A 21234-nucleotide genomic window follows, 5' to 3' on the forward strand; every position below is an offset into this window, starting at 1 on the left:
CGCGGCACATGATAGTGAAACTGGCCTTGCTTGTCGCATGATTCAACTGTTCGCGTAAAAAAACCGGTGTCGGACACTATTTCCGGGAGATGCATCCGGAAATAATGTCCGAGACCGGTGCGCGGCGGCTGGCAGCTTCGCCAAAAAGCTGTCGGCCGCCGGTTGCGCGGCTACATCAGAAAGAGTAGTTCGCCTGGATCGTGTACCGCGGGCCGGTCACGAACCACGCGTGGCCGAACGTGCCGGCATGCTGCTGCATGGTCTGCTTCGAGGTGGCGTCGTTGAGGTTCTGCGCTTCCAGGCCGATGCGGAATTTCTCGGTCACGTTGTAGAACACCGAGGCATCCACCTGGCCATAGTGTTCCTGCCACAGCGGCAGGCCCCACGCCACGTTGTGCTGGCCGTACGTCGGGCTGGCCGGATTGCTGTCCGTGCCGTTGGTGTCGCGCGTGCCCCACTGGTTTACCCCGGCCAGGTAACGCGAGCGCCAGTTGTAGGCCACCCGTGCCGAGATCGGGCCACGCTCGTACATCAGCGCCAGGTTGATCGTGTGCTTCGACAGGCCCTGCAGCGGCATGTTGCCGAAGGTGCGGCCATCGGTATCGCAGCCGTTGATGTACAGGTTCAGGTTGTTCGCATCGGCATTGCCCGAGCAGTACTCGGAGAACACCGGGTTGTCCAGCTTGCGGCTGCTGTCCACGTACGTGAGGCTGGCCTGCACGCCCAGGCCCTTCAGGTAGCCCGGCAGCCAGTCGTAGTACTGCTGGTAGGCCAGTTCGAAGCCGCGCGCATAGCCGTGCGCGCCGTTGACCGGGCCCGTGACGGCGAAGCGCTGGACGTTGCCGCCCACGTCCTGCACTTCGTAGTTGTACATCTGGTTGACGATGATGTTCTTCAGGTCCTTGTTGAACAGCGCGAGTGTCAGCGAGCCCGCCTTGGCGAAGTACCATTCGGCCGTCACGTCGACCGAGGTGCCGGTGGTGGGGCGCAGGTTCGGGTTGCCTTCGCCGGTGCCGGTCAGCGACGTATTGGTGACGGTCACGATATTGTTGGCCGTATCGGTGACGGTGGTGATCGTTTGCGACAGCGGCGTGTAGGCCTTCATCTGCGAGAAGTCCGGCCGCGACATCGAGCGGGCGATCGCCGCGCGGAATTGCAGCTGGTCGTTGTACTTCAGGCGCAGGTTCAGGCTGGGCAGCCAGTTGTGGTACTCGTTCTCGTAGTCGCGGCGCGTGGCGAACGGTTCGATGATGACGATCTTGCTGCGGTCGATCACCTGGCTGGCATCCTCGAACGTCGGGATCGTCGGGTTGTACGTCGTGTAGCCGAAGGCGGTCGACTTGGTCTTCACGTAGCGCACGCCGATATTGCCGTCGACCGGATACTTCAGGTTGTCCCAGCCGAAGCGCAGCTGCGTATAGAACGCGCGGGTCTTTTCTTCCTGGAAGTTGGTACCGGCAGGATCGTTGTCGAAGGTCGCGGCCGGCCACGGCGTGCAGGTGGTGCCCTTCTCGGCGCACAGGATGTCGTGGTAAGTGTGCAGCTTGGCATAGCTGTCCGGATAGCCGCGGGCTACCGCGTCGTCCGGGAACATGATCGCCGGCACGTTCACGTCGCCGCCGAAGAAGTTGTCCAGCGTGCGCAGCGTGGCGCCGCCGGCGAACTTCGGGTCATCCAGCGTGGCCAGGCGATCGACCTGCCAGCCCAGCATCCACGGCTGGCTGATGGCCTGCCAGTTGTAGCTCGGATTGGTGTTCTGGTTGCGCGAGTTGCGGTTCTGCAGCCGCGCGCCGAAGCGCAGGTCGCGCAGCACCGGATGGTCGAATTCGTACTTGAAGTCCGTCTTCCACGCCTTGCTCTCGGCCTTGGAGCGGTCCTTGTGCTCCATCGTGTAGGCCCAGTAGTAGTTCTTCGGGTCCGACAGGTATGCGACGTCGTCCGCGTCGAACGTGATCTTCGGCAGGTCGCCGGACAGGTCCAGCGTTTCCTTCTGCATCCGGATACCGGTGGCCACGTCGGAATCGAGCGCCTCCGTGCTGGCGCGCACCACCTGGAAATCGGTCGTCGCGCTCCATGCCGGCGAAATGCGCCATTTCAGGTTCAGCGCCAGGTCGCGCGTCGCGGAGCGGCGGTCGGACACGCGGCGGTCCGTGTTCAGGTTGATGCCGCCGTTGGCCGGGTTCGAGATCACGCCGGAGATGAAGGCGCCGTTCTTGTCGAACACGCCGTTCTCCACCTGCATGCCGTACGGCCGGTCGCCGGTTTCCTGCGACAGCAGCGCCACTTCGGACCAGCCTTCCTTGTACTTCGACTGGAAGTAGGTCAGCGCCGCGGTGATGTCGCGGTTCGGCCGCCACTGGAAGGCGGCGTACTGGCCCTTGCGGTCGCGTTCCCAGTTCATCGAGCGCCACTGCGCGCCGCGCGGAATCCACCGCGTGCTGCCCGGCTCCACGTTGAGGTTCGGGTAGTAGGCTTCGATGAACATTTCATCGGTGCGGGTATGGCTGATCGACGAAGCCAGGTCGATCAGCGCGCCGAATTCGCCGAAGCGGGTATTCCAGCGGTCCGACAGCAGCAGAGAACCGGTCGGCTGCGCCTGGCCCTTGCGCAGGTCGGAGTAGGTGTACGAACCGGAAATCGCGCCCTTGAATCCCTTGAAGTCGAACGGCATCGCCGTGCGCAGGTTGACCAGGCCGGACACGCCGCCCTCGGTCTGCTCGGCGGACGGGTTCTTGTAGACGTCGACGCCGGCCATCAGTTCCGGCGGCACGTCGGTGAAGCTGAGCGAGCGGCCGCCGTTGGCCGAGAACGACTCGCGGCCGTTCAGTTCGGAGCGCACGTAGGTCAGGCCGCGGATGGCGATGCCGGAACCTTCGACGGCGTAGTGCTGCGGGTCGTTGGACATGCTGCGGTCCATCGTCACGCCGACCACGCGGCTGAGGATTTCGGTCACCGAACGGTCAGGCAACTTGCCGATGTCCTCGGCCACGATCGAGTCGACCACCTCGTCGGCATCCTGTTTCAGTTTCTGCGCCGATTGCAGGGCGGCGCGCTGGCCGCTGACAACGACGACGGCACTGTTGGCACCGGCGGACTGGGTTTCGTTAGCGCTAACTTCCTGGGCCAGGACGGCCCCGTGCGACCAGATGGCGAGTTGAGCGACGGCCACGGCGATCGCCGTCTTTTGAAGGTTTCTCACTTTGTCTCCTGTGTTTTTATAGTTGACCCGCGTGTCGGCCCTCTGCTGGAGCCTGGCACACCGGTGGGTGAGGGGGCGGCTTTCGTGTTGAAACCGTTTTCACCCATCCAGGAGCGAATTTAGACGAACTCGCCAGCCCTAGCAATGCCGACTTGCAAGGCGTTGTTGTTCAGTCAGTTCACTGAACAAGCGCTTGCCAAGCGCAACTATTGGTGATCTAACATAAATTGGTTGCGCAAACATCCAGTCTGGACCCCTTCGCGCGGGGACGCGCGCCGACGCTGGGCGCATCGGGATGCGCGGCCTGGCTGCTGCTGCGCCTGCGCGGTACGACGGTTGACTGATATATCACGAAGTTTTTCGGGATGCATTAAGTTGCAGCAGGTCCATTTCCGACAGGAAGCCGGGATTCCGTCCTACAAGTTTCCGCGCGATAAGGAGTAATGTCCTGGTATGAGTGCGGGAACGGATCGGGCAGCATGATGGGCAATGACGGGGACAAGGGCGCTGCCACGCGGCGCATCCTGATAGTGGACGACAACTCCGATGCCGCGGAGTTGCTGGCGGAACTCGTGCGGCTGTGCGGATACGAAGTGGCGGTGGAGTTCAGTGGCCCGAGCGCACTGCGCACGGTGCTTGGCTTCCAGCCCCATGTCGTGCTGCTCGATATCGGCATGCCGGAGATGGATGGCTACCAGGTCGCGCAACTGCTGCGCGCCATGCCGGACTTGAACGGCTTGCGCATCATCGCGCTGACCGCCTGGGGCGATGCCGAGGCGCGCGCCCGCACCGCCGCCTGCGGCTTCAACCTGCACCTCACCAAGCCGGCGCCGCTGCCGGCACTGCTCGGGGCGCTGGAAGCCGGCTGACACCGGTCTCGTGGTGGCCGATACGGTGCCGAACCGGATCTGCCCCGATCGCGAGCATCAATTCCGGATGACGATCCCGAACAGGTATTGCGCGCCCGAGTAGGCGTAGTCGAGCAGGTTCGGGCGGCCATCCGCATACGGCGCATAGGGCCCGTGCGAGGTCGATTCGGCGGCGCGGCCGATGTTGCGGCCTTCCGCGAACAGTTCGACATGGCGCGACAGGCGCCAGGCGATGCGGGCATCGACGAAGCGCGTGGCGCTGTTGAAAGTCGGCGACGCCGGGTTGAACGGCAGCGCCGGTGCGCTTTCGACGCCGACGGCCGGGTAGTGGTTCGCGCCGGCCGGCAATTCGCGGAATGACCCGGCGGCGCTCTGCACCGCCACGCGCGCCTGCAGCCTGCCGTCGTCGTACCACAGCGAGGCATTCCACGTGTAGCGCAGCTCGCGCTGCGGCCCCAGCGTCGCGCCGGTCAGCAGGTCGCGGATCGGTGCGCCCAGCACCTTCGAGCGCATGCGCGTGTAGTTCGCATCCAGTCCCGTATGGCGCAGGATCGACGGCAGGAAGGTGAATGCGCTCTTGCCGCTTGCCTCGATGCCGTTGCGCGCCGTCGACGGGCCGTTGACATAGGTGGCGTACGCATAGCGCAGGGCCGACAGGTCGGCGCCGGTGGCCGGGTCGGCGATGCCCGCGCCGGCGAACGGTTGCGCCGCGTAGACGGCCACCCGCATCGGGGCGCCGCTCAGGCCGCGCTGGCGAAAGCCGGCCAGCGACAGCATCGTGTCCCGGTTCGGGTACCACTCGAGCGACAGGTTCTGGTTGCGGCTGCTCAGGGCGTGCAATCCCGGGTTGCCCAGCGTGCCGTCGCACGACATGTCCTGCTCCGGTCCACTGGTCTGTGCGCCTGCGGCCGTACCGTCGAGCCGGCGTTCGTCGTAGGTACAGGTGACGTTGTTGCTGTACAGGTACTGCACCGGCGGCCGGGCGATCGCCTTGGCGCGGTGGTAGCGCACGGCCAGGCGGTTCCCGGCCGTCCACCAGGCCAGGTTCAGGACCGGCATCACGTCGGTGCCGCCGCTGCGCAGCGTCGTGTTGCGGGCCACGGACTGCCGCGCGATGCCGGCGGCGGCATCGCTGTCGTCCGGATCGTAGGCCGCCGTCTTCGTCACCGACTGGAGCGTCATCAGGCCGGTGCCGGCGACGTCGGTGCGCACCACGCGCCAGCCGAAATTGCCCTCGATGGAAGAGCCGAACGGCAGGGCCCGCGCCGTGAGCGGCCACCGGTCGACGGTGAAATCGCCGCTCAGGTAGCCGGCCAGCACGCGTTCGTCGACGGCGCTCTTCGGCTGCTCGTACAGCTGGCCATCGGTGCCCCGGCACGTCTTCACGCAGTCCAGGTTGAAATGCCGCACCCCGGTCAGCGCGATCACCTTGCGGACGTCGACTTCCGTCCATCCGGCCACCATGCCGTCCGGGACGCCGCGCGCGCTGTGGAGATAGCGGATCGCATTCTTTGTCAGCGCCTGCGCCACGATGTCCCGGTATTGCGCCTGCGTCATGACGATCGAACCGGAGAACGCCGTGGCCGGGTCGCTGCCGTAGCCGGTGCCGTACTGGCACGGCCGGCCGCCCGGAGCCAGCGATCCCGGCGTGTTCTCGCACGCCTGGAAGCTGCCGCGTACCTGTGCCCACGGCACCACGACGGCGGGCGTACCCGCACTGGCCGGCCGCACCGTGTAGCCGGCGCCGGACCAGTTCACGGTGCGGTAGTCGCGCCCCTGCAGGCCGAACCTGAGACGGCCGACGAAGGGAATCCGGCCGGCGGACGCATGGGCCACGTCGAGCCGCGCCGTGTCCTCGCGCCGTTCCATGATCCTCGGGTTGGCCATCGTCAGCTGGGTGGCGGCCGAGGTGCGCGGCGCCGCCGCATCGGCCGGGGCGTTCAGCGTGCCGTAGTTGGCGACGTTCGCCTGGTCGTACGCCACGCCGGGCGGCAGCGCGTGCGTCCACATGCCGTTCGGCGCCACCGACAGGGTCGCCGTCCCGTAGGTATAGCCGAAGTTGGTGCGCCACTGCATGCGCCAGGCATCGGAGCGGGCGTGCCCGTACAGGAACTCGGCGCGCCACGGGCCGGAGCGCCAGGTGCCGCCGGCCTGCGCATACTGCGACGAGCTTTCGATCCGGTCGTAGATCTGGTCCACGTTGGCGGAGGCGTCGGCGAGCGTATACCGCAGCAGGTGGTGGCTGGCATCGACCACCACCGAGCCGGGCACCACATTGGCCACCGAGCCATCCGTCAGGCCGCGCCATGTGCCGGTACCGCCGCCCAGGTTGACGGGCGAGGGATAGTAATACGTGTTCGCGCCGGGCGCCGGGGTGCGCGCGATGGCCGGCGCCGCACCGGTGTCGACGTAGCGGCCGGCCGGATTGACGTTGATGTTCCCCAGCGAGAAAAAGGACTGCTCGTCGTCGATCTTGCGCGTGTTGCGGTTGAACTTGGCGTACAGCGACAGCCTGTCGCTCACCTTGAAGTCGAGTCGCAGGTCGCCGTACAGCCGCTCGTCGTACTCGCGGCGCACCAGGTAGCGCACCTGTTGCGGCGTGTAGTCGTTCCACTGGTTCAGGCAGCTCAGGAGTTCGTTGGCGCGGTGGCTTTGCGCGGTGGCCCGGTTGGCCCGGCCGGCGATCGCATCCAGTTCGGCCGCCGTGTACTGCGGGAACGCGCCATGGCAGTCGGTCTTGCTTTGCGCGTCCGCCGAGCGCTGGACGATCTGGAGAGGGCTCAGCGCGTCGAACGTGCCGCCGCCGGTGCGGTCCCAGCGTGCCATCGGCGCCGTGGCGGCTGGATCGGCGAGGTTGACGGTGGCGGGATTGAAGGAAAACGTCTTGTCCGGCGAGCCGTCGAAATCCAGTTGCCGGACCGCGCCGAGGTTGTAGGCGGAGTACAGCGCCGTGTGGTTTTCGTTGTGCGCGGCGGCGCGGGTGAGGCTCAGCACCACGCCCACGCGACCGTCCAGTAGACGGTCGGCGAAGAGGAAGTTCAGGTTCGGCGTGGTGCGGCCGTTGATCGAATTACGTTGCGCGGCGGCGCGCAGCGCCACGTGGCGCTGCTTGAAATCCAGGCCGGAGCGTGTGCGGATCAGCACGCCGCCGCCCAGCGAGCCTTCGGTCATGTCGACGGTGGCGCCCTTGACCACCTCGATGCTCTTGATCAGGTCGGTCGACAGCTCGCGCAGGTCGACACCGCGCCCCGAGCCGCCGTTGTTCAAGTCCGTGCCGCCGGCCGCCTGGACGCCGAGGCCATCGATCTCCACCCGCACCAGCTCGGCCGTGTTGGCGCGCACGTTGATCGTGGTGCCTTCGCCGTATTCGCCCCGGTCCAGCGTGACGCCCGCCACCCGTGAAATCGCCTCGGCCACGTTCCGGTCGGGGAAGGCTCCCAGCTCGTCGGCCCTGATCACGTCCACCGCCGTGGCGGCATGCTTCTTGTGCGAGATCGAGTCCCGCTCGGCGGCCCGGGTGCCGACGATCGTGACCCTGGCTGGCGGCGCTGCCGGCGGCGCAGGCGGTGGCGGTTCCGGCGGCACGGAGGACACAGGCGGCACCGGCGCGCGCCGGACCAGGACCGTGCCGTTCGTGGCGAGCGTGGCCAGCAAGCCGGTGCCGGCCAGCAGCCGGTCGAGCGCCTGCCGCGGCGTGAAGGCGCCGTGCACGGCCCGGGTGCGCACGCCGGCCAGGTCGTCGCCGCTGGCCAGCAGGCGCAGGTTGGCCTGGCGGGCGAATTCAGGCATCGTCAGGGCGGCCGGGCCGGCCGGCAGCGCCACCGTCACGGCGGCGGCCAGGGCGGGGCAGGGCAGCGCAATGGCCGCCACCGCCGCGAACATCAGGCTGCGGAACCTCATCGGCGATGGCGCATAGGGCGGCGCCTCAGCGCGCCGTGCCGATCTGGATGGTGTCGGCGCGGATGGCGACAGGCACGTTCAGCAGCGCGTGCACGTCGTTGGCGAATTCCTCCGGCTGGTCGATCCGGTAATGGCCCACCAGCGGCTTGCGCCGCAGGGCCGGATCGGCCACCACGATCTGCCGCGTGTTGTAGCGGTTGAATTCGGCCACGGCATCGTCCAGCGGCTGGTTCTGGAACACCACTTTGCCCTCGCGCCACGCCAGCCGGCGCGCCACCTCGGCGGGGTCGGTGTCGACGCGGGGGCCGCTGCCGTCGCCGGATACCAGTACCAGGCCGCCCGCCCCGACCCGGCGGCGCGGTGCCGTGCCGCCGTTCGCCCATACCTCGACCACGCCTTCGGTCACCAGCACCTCGGCGCCCTGCGCGTGGCGCCGCACCGAGAACGCGGTGCCGACGGCGCGCACCCGCAGGTCGCCGGCTTCCACGACGAACGGCCGGGCCCTGTCCTTCGCCACCTCGAACCACGCCTCGCCTTGTGTCAGCGCGACACGGCGCTGGGCATCGGTCAGCCGCACCTCCACCAGGCTGGCGCTGTTGATGCTGACCGTCGACCGGTCGGCCAGCTGCACCTTGCGAAACTCGCCGCGCGCCGTTTCATAGGTGACGGGGCCCAGCAGATCCGGTGCCAGCGACGTGACCGCCAGCGCGGCGATGCCGGCGGCCAGCGCGCCACCGAGCACGAAGGCGCGGCGGCCACGCGCCGGCGGCGCCGCTTCCATGGCTGCGAGGACGTGGTTCGCCGCGGTGGCAGCGTGTGCATCCGTACACGGCAAGTCATCCAGGGGCGGTTCGTTCCCGGCGTGCCGCGCGGCCGGCTTCAGGCTGGCCTGCACGGTGATCCCGTCCACCGAGTGAGCGATGGCCCGGGCGCGCAGGTAGGCGCCCTGGTGCCTGGGACTGGCCAGGTACCAGGCTTCGAATGCGGCCTGCGCGTCGGCGTCCAGCGAGCCCGCCGCTTCACGGGCCACCCATGCCAGCGCGTCGTCGTCGGTGCTAGACATTGTGCTTTCGCGGGGCGCGGCGCGCCAGTTCCGCCTGGCCGGCAGCGGCGCCACCCTCGACGCCGACACGCGCCACCATCTCGGCCACCAGCTTCAATCCACGCATCATTTCCTTTTCCACCACGTTCTCCGAGATCGCCAGGCGCTGCGCCGTTTCCTGCTGCGACAGACCGTCGATCTTGCGCGCGCTGAACACGCGGCGACAGCGCTCCGGCAGGTTGGCCACCAGGCCCAGCACCCATTTCAGTTCGGCCCGGGCCATCGCCACGCGCTCCGGCGACGGTCCGGGATCGGCCACGTCCAGCGCTTCCAGGCTGGCCACCGCCTCGATGTGGACGATGGCTTCGCGGCGAAACCTGTCCACCAGGATGTTCTTGGCGACCTGCATCAGGAACGCCTTCGGTTCCAGAACGTGCTGCACGCTTTCCATCTTCAGGATGCGGAAGTACACGTCCTGCACCAGGTCGTCCACCTCCGCGTCGCTGCCGCACAGCCGCCGCAGCCGCTGCCGCAACTCCGCTTCATAGGGAATTACGTTGGCGCTGACCCAGGCGACGATGGCGGGATCCAGCGGCGCGATCATGCGGGCCTCCCACTGTGATGACGAACGGCGCGCGCGATTCCGCCGTTTCTGTGTGCAGCGATGCTCTGTTCCATGGGTCTCCTCCGTCCGCGAGGTCAGTCTCGTTGCCGCTGGTCCGTGCTGCCGGTGGCTGCGGCATATCAATAGTGTGTGCATGTATACACGGTTCAGGGGCACGGCTCAAGCAGCCATCGAGCGAAAACATGACTATTTCGCCGCCGGTGGGCGAAACGATCACCTTGCGTGATTGTTTGCGCAAAAGCGGCGGAAGGTTTTTGCAGGACTCGTCTATCGGACAAGGCAGTGCCACGGCTGCCATCACCACACCTACCGGAGACCGACAGATGACACGCACACGCGCCTTCCCCCAGCCCACGATCGCCGCCCGCGCGGTATCGCTGGCCCTGGCTTCGCTGATGGCCGGCCACGCGCTGGCCCAGCAGGTTGCAGCGCCCGCGCCGGCCAGCACGGCATCCGATGACACTTCCGGTCGGCTGGCTGATCCCGGCGACGTGCAGAAAGTCGTCGTCTCCACGCGCCGTTCGCAGCAGTCGTCGATCGACCGCAAGAAAAACGCCGCCACCGCGATGGATTCGATCGTCGCCGAAGACGTCGGTTCGCTGCCCGACCGGAACATCGGCGAAGCCATCTCTCGGATGGCCGGCGTGGCGATCGACCGCGGCGAGTACGGCGAGGGCGTCAGCCTGTCGGTGCGCGGCAACGGTGCCAGCCTGACGCGGGTGGAACTCGATGGCATGTCGGTGCAGTCGGCCGGCGGCTCGGACCTGAACGGCGGTGGCGATGGCCGCGGCGTGGAATTCCGTTCGCTGTCGGCGGACCTGATCAAGAGCGTCGACGTGATCAAGGGCCAGACGGCGGACATGGTGGAAGGGTCGCTGGGCGGCGGCATCCGCATCCAGACCCGCACCGGCCTCGATTTCAGGAAGCCCTTTGTGTCGGTGCGCGCCTCGGGCACGCAGCACAGCCTGAACGAGAAGTGGACGCCGGACGTGTCCTTCACGGGCGCGCGCCAGTTCGGCGGCGGCCGGCTGGGCGTGGTGGTGAACGCCAACTACCAGAAGCTGGACAACGAGGCGCACCAGACGCAGACCTCGGGCAGCGGCCAGAACGGCTATGGCCGTTACGTGGACATCGACAATTCGCCGGAAAAGACGTTTACGTTCCAGCCCGGGTCGCTGGACATGTCGAACCCCGCTTCGCTGGAACCGACCACCACGCTGAAGGACGCCGGCGGCCGCGTGATCTTTTCCGGCGCGACGCCGCAGGACCTGCTGCGGCGCGCCGCCGCCGCGCAGAGCAAGGACGAATGCTTCAATGCGTTCCCGCAGTTGACGAAGACCTCGGCCGCACTGGCCGGCCTGTCGTCCGACAACATCAACAAGGCGATCGATCACCGCGGCAACGAGCTGCTGACGTGCCTGAACCAGTGGAACGACTACAGCCCGCAACTGCTGCGCTACTTCGTCAAGCGCCAGGTCGATGTGCGCAAGGGCATCGACCTGCGTACCGACTTCAAGGTCAACGAGCATCTCACCGTGTACGCCAAGGGGTCGTACAGCCGCCGCACGGTGGACGACCATTACATGACCTACAACCTGGGCCAGGTGGGCGTCAACGGCACCGGCAACTACGTGGATGCGAACGGCGTGCGCACGGCGGCGCCGGGCATCGGCTACCACACGTCGCCCTACACCTACGGGCTGGGCGCGAGCGGCACCGGCGTGGTGCGCGGCGCGGCCGTGAACTTCAACCCGGCCACCGCGGTGGTCGACGCGACCCACCACCTGACCAGCTTCTCGCTCGACAACGGTGGCGCAGGTACCGACCAGATCCGCAACCTGATGGAAGTGAACACGAAGTACCTGCAGTTCGGCGGTACCTTCAAGCGCGATGCGCTGACGGCCGAACTGCTGGTCGGCGCATCGCGCTCGGACTTCCGCCGCGCCAACGCGCGCTGGTCGGTCAGCTTCAACGATGCCGGCCCGGCCACCGCCTCGGTGGGCCCGAACGGCACCTGGGGCTACGATTTCGCCAACGGCATTCCGGACAATGGCGATCCGGCCAACTACGGCGCCACGGTGGTCAATACCAACCCGGCCATGCCGAACGTGACCAGCGACCGCACGCTGCTGTGGCAAAGCCCGCAGATCCGCGAGACCGACGAGCAGACCGCCAAGCTGGACCTGTCGTACGCGCTGTCGGACAGGATCCCCGTCTTCAAATACTTGAAGTCCGGCTTCAACCTGCGCCGCAGCGGCAACGACAGCTGGGGTGCCGGCGGCTACACGGTGCGCACGGCGCAGGGCACGGCCGGCCAGCCGAACTATAGTCCGGCGATCACGGTGCCGAGCACCGAAGTGCGCGGCGTGATCCGCGGCTGCACCGATACGCCGGGTTCCGTCGGCACCGCCAACGCCTGCAAGTACGGCTACACGCCGGGCACCGCGCCGTCGCTGTCCGGCACCTGGGTATTGCCGATGCAGGATTTCCAGAACCTGCTGGGCGCCGCGATGACCGACCCGGCGACCGCCACGAAGCTGTTCAACGGCGCCTCGGGCCGGCCCGGCAACACGCTGGACAACTGGAGCCAGCTCGACGTGCTGAAGGTGATCGACATCCTCAAGATGCCGAACTATGACTACCACTGCACCAAGGAGTGCGCCGGCAGCGATGGCCAGGTGTACCAGCAGCCGATCGCGAAGGTGCGTGAGGAATCCAGGGCGTTCTACCTGATGACCGACTTCGGCTTCGACACGATCCCGTTCACCAGACGCGCGCTGCCGTTCGGCTGGGAAGTGGACGGCAACTTCGGCTACCGCTACGTGCACCGGAAGGTGCAGGGCACCGGCAGCATGACCTTCCGCGTGATCACGAAGACACCGCGCTTCGATCCGGCCAATCCGGACGCGGAAGCCGGCATCGCCACCAGCTCTGTCACGCAGAACACGGCGATCGACGCCACCAGCCACGTCTTCCTGCCCAGCTACAACGTGGGCCTGTGGCTGATCCCGAACCAGCTGGTGGCGCGCTACAGCGCGGCGAAGTCGTCGGCGCTGCCGCCGGTCTCGCGGCTGCTGGCCTCGGGCACCTGCACGTACGACGAGCGCGATGCCGGCGACGTGGAGGGCGACGACGGCAACCTGCGCTGCAACACGGTGGGCAATCCGGCGCTGCAGGGGCAGAGCAACTTCAACCAGAACCTGTCGGTGGAGTGGTACCCGAACGCCGACACCATGTTCAGCGTGGCTGGCTATCGCCAGGAAGGCCGCATCGGCCCGAACAAGACCACCGGCGTGTTCGACGTGCCGCTGTTCGCCGGCTCTTCCGGCGTCAATCCGGTGACGGGCCAGCCGCTGTCGGACATCGTGTTCGACTACACCACGTACACGAACGGCCCGCCGGCGACACGCACCGGCGTCGAATTCGGGACGCGCAGCGCGTTCACGTTCCTGCCCTGGTACCTGCGCCATACGGGCCTGGACGCCAACTACACGCGCCAGAAGTCGACCATGCAGCAGGCCATGATCGACCCGCTGACCGGCCAGGCACAACCGCAGTCGGGCGAGCCGAAGTACTCGTACAACCTGGCGCTGTGGTACGACGACGGCAAGCTGGCCGCCCGCGTGGCGGTGCAGGCGGTGGCCGCGTACTACGGCTGCACGGCGCCGTGCGGCGCCACGGGCACGAACCTGAACTCGTACCCGGCGTTCAACGTCAACGCGCCGGCGGCGCTGCCATGGAATCCGGGCACGGCCAACATCCGCGACGCGACGCGCTTCATCGACGCGCGCATCTCCTACAAGTTGCGCCCGGAACTGGAACTGTTCGTCGAAGGCCGCAACCTGTCGAACCAGACGGAAACGCGCAGCATCGCCTCGACCGGCTACAGCGACGGCACGCCGTACCTGCAGAACTACGCCTATGTGGGCCGCCGCGTGACGGTGGGCCTGGTGTACCGTGGACTGTAATTCCGTGGACTGTAATGCAGCGAGGGCGCGATGCGCATGACGGCGATGCGGGCCGTGCCGACAGGGCGCCACGCCGGCGAAGCTCCCGTGCGTGGCGGGGACGGGGCGAGGATGGCAGTGTTGGCAGCGAGCCATCAAAGTGAGGAACCCTTCTATAAAAAATGCCACGCGGCAATAAAAGTTTCCGTTTGGAGTAGAATGGCCGGGTTGGCGACACCCTCGCGCCAGCGCGGGAGGTAGCCGGCCGCGTGGTGCGGGCGGTCGGCCCCCTATAACTGCCAGCTGCCGGAACGACCCTGTGCCTCTCCAAGACCTGTCCACCTCCCGACTCACCATCGACCGCCGGCGCGCGGAATTCGCGGATCCGGCATGCGAAGCGCGTTTCCTTCAGCATTGTCTGCCGGAACGCAACGCCCAGCTGAAGACCAGCCTGCTGTGCGCGGCGGGATTCTACGTGGTGTTCGGCGCCACCGATATCGCCACGCTGGGCCCCACCGGGATCGCCTTTGCCCTCATCGCGCTGCGCGTGGCGGTGGCGCTGGTGGCCCTGGGCGGCTACCTCGCCATTTGCCGGCGGCCGGAATCGGTGGCCACCTCGACCGGCGCCTCCAGCGCGCTGCTGGTGGTGGCGCTGGCGGTGTTCATGGTGGTGTGCTGGTACCAGCCCGGCACGCTGCCATGGAACGTGATGTCCCAGGCGCTGATCGTGATGGCGGTCTATGTGAATTTCCCCAACCGCCTGGGCTACACCGTGGCGATCGGGGCCGGCTCCAGCGCCGTGTTCGGCGCGATGCAGGTGGTGCAGGGCTACCTGAAGGCGGACGACGTGCTGACGCTGGTCCTGCTGCTGATCCTCTCCAATGTGCTCGGCTATCTGGCGGCGCGCCGCCTGCACCTGTCGCAGCGCGAGCAGTTCTGCGCCACGATGCTGCTGCGGCAGATGGCCGACCGCGATCCACTGACCGGCTGCCATAACCGCCGGGTCCTCCAGCAGGGCCTGCTGGCCGCCGAACTGGCGCGGGCGCGCCGCTATGGCTCCGCGCTGTCGGTGGTCCTGTGCGACATCGATCATTTCAAGCGCATCAACGATACGCATGGCCACGCGGCGGGCGACCAGGTGCTGGCCGGTTTCGCCGGCCTGCTGCAAGCGATGACGCGCGAGACGGTCGACAGCGTGGTGCGCTACGGCGGCGAGGAATTCCTGATCGTGCTGCCCCAGACGGAACTGGCCGGGGCGCTGGCGCTGGCCGAACGCATCCGTGCCACCTTCGCCAGCGCCGAATGCCGCATTGCCGAAGATGTCGATGTCAGCGCGACGGCCAGTTTCGGCGTTGCCTGCGTGCCCGGCATGCAGGCGGCGTGGCCGCTATCGGTCGACGCGCTGATCTCGGCCGCGGACGCGCAACTGTATGCCGTCAAGCACGGTGGCCGCAACGGCGTGCTGGGCACCTTCCTGTTTCCCCCGCCGGAGCCGGTGCGCTTCGGTACCTGAGCTTTTCCGCGGCCGCGCGCACTGCGCGCCGCCGCGTTTCCCTTTCCCTTTCCCTTACCCTGCAGTTCACATAATCAACAGCGGGCGTAGTAATTTTTCATTACCGGACGCTCGTCCGCACCGGAAGCGCGTGTTCGACTACATTTTTTGTGTCTGCTATGTAATTGCCCATGGTATAGTTAGCGCTATCGCAACAATGACCATTTGAGCCGTCCAGCAATCAACCTGCTGAGTGATTCCGGTCGCGATCGCCGACAGGGGTGCTGCGTGGTGCATCCTGTCGCCGCATTGGGGAAAAAAGGCGCTGGAGCCGGCCATGAGCGTAGGCCGGAGCGGCGTCCCAATAAGTAGAAGCAGGGCGGAAATCCAAGACCGCCCATTACCAGAGACACACTCAAAAATATTCCGATGAATCAATTTTCGACCCTGGACACGCTTGTCTTCCTGTTTTACTTCATCGTCATCTCCGGCTACGGCATCTGGATCTACCGCCGAAAAAAGAGCACTTCCGGCCAGGCTTCGCATGACTACTTTCTCGCCGAAGGCTCGCTGACCTGGTGGGCCATCGGTGCCTCCCTGATCGCATCCAACATCTCCGCCGAGCAGTTCATCGGCATGAGCGGTTCCGGCTTCAAGATCGGCATGGCGATCGCCGTGTATGAACTGATGGCCGCGGCCACGCTGATCATCGTGGCGGTGTTCTTCATGCCGGTGTACCTGAAGAACCGCATCTACACGATGCCGCAGTTCCTCGAGCAGCGCTACGGCAAGGCCGTGGCCACGACGATGGCGCTGTTCTGGCTGGGCCTGTACGTGGTGGTCAACCTGACGTCGATCCTGTACCTGGGCGCGCTGGCGATCTCCAGCGTGGCCGGCATCAATGTGTTCGCCTGCATGATCTTCCTGGCCGTGTTCGCCGCGATCATCACGCTGGGCGGCATGAAGGTGATCGGCTATACCGACGTGATCCAGGTGCTGTGCCTGGTCGTGGGCGGCCTGGTCACCACCTGGATCGCGCTGGACCTGGTGGCCACGCTGGGCGGCAAGAGCGGTTCGATCGCCGGTGCCAGCGAACTGTTCGTGCGGGCCGGCGAGCACTTCGACATGGTGCTCGACCGCGGCAACCCGAACTACATGGACTTGCCCGGCCTGACGACGCTGATCGGCGGCATGTGGATCGTCAACCTGAACTACTGGGGCTGCAACCAGTACATCACGCAGCGCGCGCTGGGCGCGGACCTGAAGACGGCACGCAAGGGCCTGCTCTTCGCCGCCTTCCTGAAGCTGCTGATGCCGGTCATCGTGGTGCTGCCAGGTATCGCCGCTTACGCACTGGACAAGTCCGGCGCGCTGGGCGACTCGATGCGCGTGGGTGGTGAACTGAACCCGGACCGTGCCTACCCGACCCTGCTGGCCATGCTGCCGACCGGCATCAAGGGCATCGCCTTCGCCGCGCTGACCGCCGCCGTGGTCGCCTCGCTGGCCGGCAAGGCCAACAGTATCGCGACGATCTTCACGCTGGACATCTACAAGCAGCACTTCAACAAGACCGCCAGCGAGCAGAAGCAGGTGTGGGTCGGTCGCCTGACGGTCATGGTCTCGATCGCCATCGCCGCGCTGATCGCGCCGTTCCTCGGCATCGACAAGAAGGGCGGCTTCGCCTTCATCCAGGAATACACGGGCTTCGTGTCGCCGGGCATCCTGGCCATGTTCCTGCTGGGCTTCTTCTGGAAGAAGACGACCCATGCGGCGGCCATGTTCGCCACCGTGGGCGGCCTGGTGCTGTCGATCATCCTGAAGTTCCTGCCGGGCATGATGGACCTGTCGTTCCTGGCACCGATCGGCTTTGCCGTCGACAATGGCACGGGCGTCTACGAGATCCCGTTCCTGGACCGCATGTTCATCGTGTTCTGGGTGGTCGTCGCCGGCATGGTCCTGATCAGCAAGACCTCGGCCGTCTCGGGCGAAGCCAAGCGCATGATCGTCGACACCGGCATGTTCCGCGTCGAACGCAGCTTCGCGATCGGCTCGGCCATCATCTGCGCGATCCTCATCGCCGTCTACGGCGCATGGTGGTAACCGTCCCCGCGGGTTAGCCCGCACCCTTCACGCGGCCCGGCTTCATGATTGCGCGCAACGCGCTATCATGCTGGGTCGCGCCCGGTTTTCCTGCACACCCGCTCCCGTTCGCCTGCCGAGGCCGGCGAGCCGCATGGTGCGCCGGCAACCGCCCGGTATCGGTACAGTCTCGATACAGTCTCACAGCAAGCCACAAAAACAGGAGCCGTATGTTCAATCCCACAGACCATCCACACCGTCGTTTCAACCCGCTCATCGGCGAGTGGGTGCTCGTCTCGCCGCACCGCGCCAAGCGCCCCTGGCAGGGGCAGCAGGAAGCGGTCGACAATACCCCGAAGCCCGCCCACGATCCGCACTGCTACCTGTGCGCCGGCAACACGCGCGTGAATGGCGAAGTCAATCCCGACTACAAGGGAACGTTTGTCTTCCAGAACGACTTCGCCGCGCTGATGGCCGATACGCCGGACGCGCCGGCCAGCACCGACCCGCTGTTCCAGAACACCAGCGCGCGCGGCGTCAGCCGCGTGATCTGCTTCTCGCCGGACCACAGCAAGTCGCTGCCGGAGATGGACTTGCCGGGGCTGGAACAGGTGGTGGACACCTGGTGCGCGCAGGCTGAAGAGCTGGGCAAGACGTATCCGTGGGTGCAGGTGTTCGAGAACAAGGGCCAGGCGATGGGCTGCTCCAATCCGCACCCGCATGGCCAGGTCTGGGCCAACAGCTTCATCCCGAACTCGCCGGCCAAGGAAGACGTGCAACAGCGCGCCTACCACCGGGAACACGGCCGGCCGATGCTGCTCGACTATGCCGAACGCGAGGCGGCGGCGGGCGAACGCACCGTGGTCGGTACCGAACATTGGCTGGCGGTGGTGCCGTATTGGGCCAGCTGGCCGTTCGAGACGCTGCTGCTGCCGCGCTTCGCCGTGAAGCGCCTGGAAGACCTGACGAAGGAACAGCGCGCCGACCTGGCCGTGGCCATCAAGCAGCTGACCATCAAGTACGACAACCTGTTCCAGACCTCGTTCCCGTACTCGATGGGCTGGCACGGCGCGCCGTACGCGGTCGACGGCCAGGGCGACGATGAGGGGAACACCGCCGCGCCATGGCAGCTGCACGCGCACTTCTATCCGCCACTGCTGCGTTCCGCATCGGTGCGCAAGTTCATGGTCGGCTATGAAATGCTGGCCGAGGCGCAGCGCGACCTGACACCGGAGCAGGCGGCGGCGCAATTGCGCGCGCTGCCGGATGTACACTACCTCCAGCGCCCGTAAGCGACAAAGACGAGCATCGAATACAACATCCAAATAGCCACGCAAACAAGAAGAGATCCTGATGAGCGATACGCTGATTAACCATACCCGCACCGCGTTCGAGAACAAGTTCGGTGCCGCACCCGAAGTGGTGGTGCAGGCCCCCGGCCGCGTCAACCTGATCGGCGAACATACCGATTACAACGACGGTTTCGTGCTGCCGGCGGCGATCGACTACAGCACCGTGATCGCCGCGCGCCGCCGCGCCGACCGCATCGTGCACATCGTCGCGGCCGACTACGCGGGCGCCGAAGACCAGTTCTCGCTGGATGCGCCGATCGAGCGCCGCGACGAACCCATGTGGGCCAACTACGTGCGCGGCGTGATCATCGACATGCTCCAGCAGGGCCTGCCGCTGCAGGGCTTCGACATGGTGGTGTCGGGCGACGTGCCGCAAGGTGCCGGCCTGTCGTCGTCGGCGTCGCTGACGGTGGCCATCGGCCGCCTGTTCGCCACGCTGCCGGGCTTTGAAAAGGTCACGCCGATCGACATCGCGCTGACCGCGCAGCGCGCCGAGAACAATTTCGTCGGCACCAAGTGCGGCAACATGGACCAGATCATTTCCGCTTCCGGCGTGGCCGGCCATGCACTGATGATCGACTGCCGTTCGCTGGAAACCACGCCGGTGCCCATCCCGGCCGGCGCGGCCATCATGATCTTCAACTCGAACGTGCAGCGCGGCCTGGTGGACAGCGAGTACAACACGCGCCGCAAGCAGTGCGAGGCGGCGGCCAGCCACTTCGGCGTGAAGGCGCTGCGCGACGTGGACCAGGCCATGCTCGACGCGCGCGGCGGCGAACTCGATGCCGTCACGCTCAAGCGTGCGCGCCACATCGTTTCCGAGAATGCCCGCGTGCTGGCAGCCAACGATGCGCTGGGCCGGGGCGACCTGGCGCGCATGGGCGAACTGATGGCCGCGTCGCATGCGTCGATGCGCGATGATTTCGAGATCACCGTGCCGCTGATCGACCAGCTGGTCGAGATCGTCAAGAACGTCATCGGCGGGCAGGGCGGCGTGCGCATGACCGGTGGCGGCTTCGGCGGCTGCGTGGTGGCGCTGGTGCCGGAAGCGCAAGTCGCACCGGTGCGCGCCGCGGTGGAGCAGCAGTACCCGGGTCCGAACGGGCAGGGCGCCACCATCTATGTGTGCAAGGCTTCGCCGGGCGCGGGCGTGATTTCCGCCTGAGCCGGGTAGCAGTCAAGGAAAAGCCGCGCGGGCCTCCCGGTCCGCGCGGCTTTTTTTTTGTGCACCCGCACACGTGCTTATGCTTCGGCTTCCTCCAGCGGAATCGCGGCGCGGCGACGGCGGCGAGCACCGGAATCGAGTTCCAGGATGCGGCGGATCGCGTTCGGCGAAATCCCGATCTGAATGAGGTGGGACCACGCTTTCAGCGTGCCTTCCTGGTGTTCGATGGAGATGGCGCGGTCGATCTCGCGCGCCATGTCCGTATTGTTTCGGCGGTCGAGTGGGTGCATGCGATGCTCCGGCAGTCATGGTGCAAGGCAGCATCGGCTAATGTTAACCAAAAGTCAAGTGCAATCGACTAGTTGGTCACCGCGGGGTGCCCGCCGACGCCTTGCCGTCATCCCTCAGCGCGGATTGCGCGTCACCAGCCAGATCCCGGCGCACACCATGGCCAGCGCGGCCAGGTTCTTCCATTCGAGAATGCTTTCGTTCAGGAACAGCGCCGACAGTGCCGCGCCGAACACGGGGATCAGGAAGGCGAACACGCTCACGGTGCCCACCGGGTTGTATTTCAGGAGCAGGCTCCACAGCGTGAACGCCACGGCCGACAGCAGCGCGAGGTAGGCCAGCAGCAGTGCCGGGACCAGCGTCATGTTGCCGACCGTGCCGCCGGTGGCATAGCCGCCGGCCAGCAGCGCGGCGCCGCCGATGGCCAGCTGCCAGCCCGTCATGACCATCGCATCCATGCCGGCCGACACCTGCTTGCCGTAGATCGACGCGGCGGACAGCACGAACGCGGCGATCACGATGAAGCCTTCGCCCTGCAGGGTGAAGGCGATATCGAGCGGACCGCTGCCGAGGTTGACGGCGACCACGCCGGCAAAGCCCAGCAGGCATCCCGCCGCCTTGCGGGGCGACAGCCTGTCGTTGTGGTAGATGAAGTGCGCCAGCAGCACGCTGAAGAAGGTGGTGGTGGCGTTCAGGATCGATGCGCGCACGCCCGTGGTGTAGGCCAGCCCGATGTAGAAGAACACGTACTGCAGGCCGGTCTGCGCCAGGCCCAGCACGCCCAGCTGGCGCAGCTGGCGTCCGCTCAGCTGGAAGGCCGGCTTGCGCAGCGCGATGGCCAGCAGTACCAGGCACAGGCCGGCGATGAGGAAGCGGTAGCCGGCGAAGATCAGCTTCGACGGCACGTCGTGCCGGGCGATGCCGAGCAGTTCGTAGCCGGTCTTGATGGACGGGTAGGAGCTGCCCCACAACAGGCAGCACAGCGTGGCCAGCATGAACACGGTACGCGGGCGCGCGAAGAACGGGCGGGGATCGGGGGTAACGGCGGGGGCAACGGCGGGGCGAACGGCGGGATCCATGGTGCTTCACATATGAAATATCGGCAAGACCGGGATGATACGTGACATTCGGGCATCCCGCAGGCAGGCGGGCCATGTCCGGAAGTTGGCCTGTGTATAATCGGCCGGAGCGACGCCCCCTGGCGTTCGCCGAAACCCATGCCGACCACGAACCCATCACTTCCTTGCCGGAGCCATGGTTCGCCCCTGAACGAGGG

12 protein-coding genes are annotated in these 21234 nt (G+C 66.6%); 6 read left to right on the forward strand and 6 right to left on the reverse strand.

Annotation, left to right across the window (positions count from 1 at the left end):
* Positions 1–175: 175 nt before the first annotated feature.
* The gene (locus EYF70_RS11585) at positions 176–3199 is read right to left on the reverse strand and encodes a TonB-dependent receptor (protein WP_131145545.1); all 3024 of its coding nucleotides are present in this window, start codon (positions 3197–3199) and stop codon (positions 176–178) included.
* A gap of 479 nt (positions 3200–3678) precedes the next feature.
* Here EYF70_RS11585 and EYF70_RS11590 point away from each other — a divergent pair, with 479 nt between their 5' ends.
* Positions 3679–4068 carry a response regulator gene (locus EYF70_RS11590; protein ID WP_229420819.1) on the forward strand — a complete coding sequence of 130 codons (390 nt, stop codon included), beginning with the start codon at positions 3679–3681 and terminating at the stop codon, positions 4066–4068.
* A 57-nt stretch (positions 4069–4125) separates the two neighbouring features.
* Here EYF70_RS11590 and EYF70_RS11595 read toward each other — a convergent pair whose 3' ends face one another.
* From EYF70_RS11595 to EYF70_RS11605, 3 genes are read right to left on the reverse strand one after another with little or no spacing between them, the layout of a single operon-like run.
* Positions 4126–7968, reverse strand: a complete 3843-nt coding sequence (locus EYF70_RS11595) for a TonB-dependent receptor (protein WP_131145546.1) — start codon at positions 7966–7968, stop codon at positions 4126–4128.
* A gap of 25 nt (positions 7969–7993) precedes the next feature.
* Positions 7994–9031, reverse strand: a complete 1038-nt coding sequence (locus tag EYF70_RS11600) for a FecR family protein (protein ID WP_131145547.1) — start codon at positions 9029–9031, stop codon at positions 7994–7996.
* Positions 9024–9614, reverse strand: coding sequence for an RNA polymerase sigma factor (locus EYF70_RS11605; RefSeq protein ID WP_131145548.1), 591 nt, complete (start codon positions 9612–9614; stop codon positions 9024–9026). The genes EYF70_RS11600 and EYF70_RS11605 overlap by 8 nt, the downstream gene beginning before the upstream one ends.
* A 344-nt stretch (positions 9615–9958) precedes the next feature.
* Between EYF70_RS11605 and EYF70_RS11610 the strand changes: the two genes are divergently transcribed.
* The 5 genes from EYF70_RS11610 to galK all read left to right on the forward strand — a co-directional run bounded on the left by EYF70_RS11610 (position 9959) and on the right by galK (position 19670).
* Positions 9959–13603: a TonB-dependent receptor gene (locus EYF70_RS11610; protein WP_229420820.1), complete on the forward strand. Its 3645-nt coding sequence runs from the start codon at positions 9959–9961 to the stop codon at positions 13601–13603.
* A 298-nt stretch (positions 13604–13901) separates the two neighbouring features.
* On the forward strand, positions 13902–15095 hold the full coding sequence (locus EYF70_RS11615; RefSeq protein WP_131145549.1) for a GGDEF domain-containing protein: 1194 nt from the start codon (positions 13902–13904) through the stop codon (positions 15093–15095).
* A 408-nt stretch (positions 15096–15503) separates the two neighbouring features.
* Complete coding sequence (locus tag EYF70_RS11620) at positions 15504–17174, forward strand: sodium:solute symporter family transporter (protein WP_131145550.1); 1671 nt, start codon at positions 15504–15506, stop codon at positions 17172–17174.
* 209 nt (positions 17175–17383) lie between these two features.
* Entirely contained in the window at positions 17384–18445 is a 1062-nt protein-coding gene (locus EYF70_RS11625) for a UDP-glucose--hexose-1-phosphate uridylyltransferase (protein WP_131145551.1), read from the forward strand.
* A gap of 61 nt (positions 18446–18506) precedes the next feature.
* A complete protein-coding gene (galK, locus tag EYF70_RS11630) occupies positions 18507–19670 on the forward strand; it encodes a galactokinase (protein WP_131145552.1) in 1164 nt (387 codons plus the stop codon).
* Positions 19671–19747: 77 nt separating this feature from the next.
* Here galK and EYF70_RS11635 read toward each other — a convergent pair whose 3' ends face one another.
* On the reverse strand, positions 19748–19960 hold the full coding sequence (locus EYF70_RS11635; RefSeq protein ID WP_131145553.1) for a hypothetical protein: 213 nt from the start codon (positions 19958–19960) through the stop codon (positions 19748–19750).
* A 114-nt stretch (positions 19961–20074) separates the two neighbouring features.
* Entirely contained in the window at positions 20075–21037 is a 963-nt protein-coding gene (locus EYF70_RS11640; RefSeq protein ID WP_371861717.1) for a DMT family transporter, read from the reverse strand.
* Between the last annotated feature and the right edge of the window lie 197 nt (positions 21038–21234).

Origin of the sequence: Pseudoduganella albidiflava (assembly GCF_004322755.1) — a bacterium.
Lineage (GTDB): Bacteria > Pseudomonadota > Gammaproteobacteria > Burkholderiales > Burkholderiaceae_D > Rugamonas > Rugamonas albidiflava.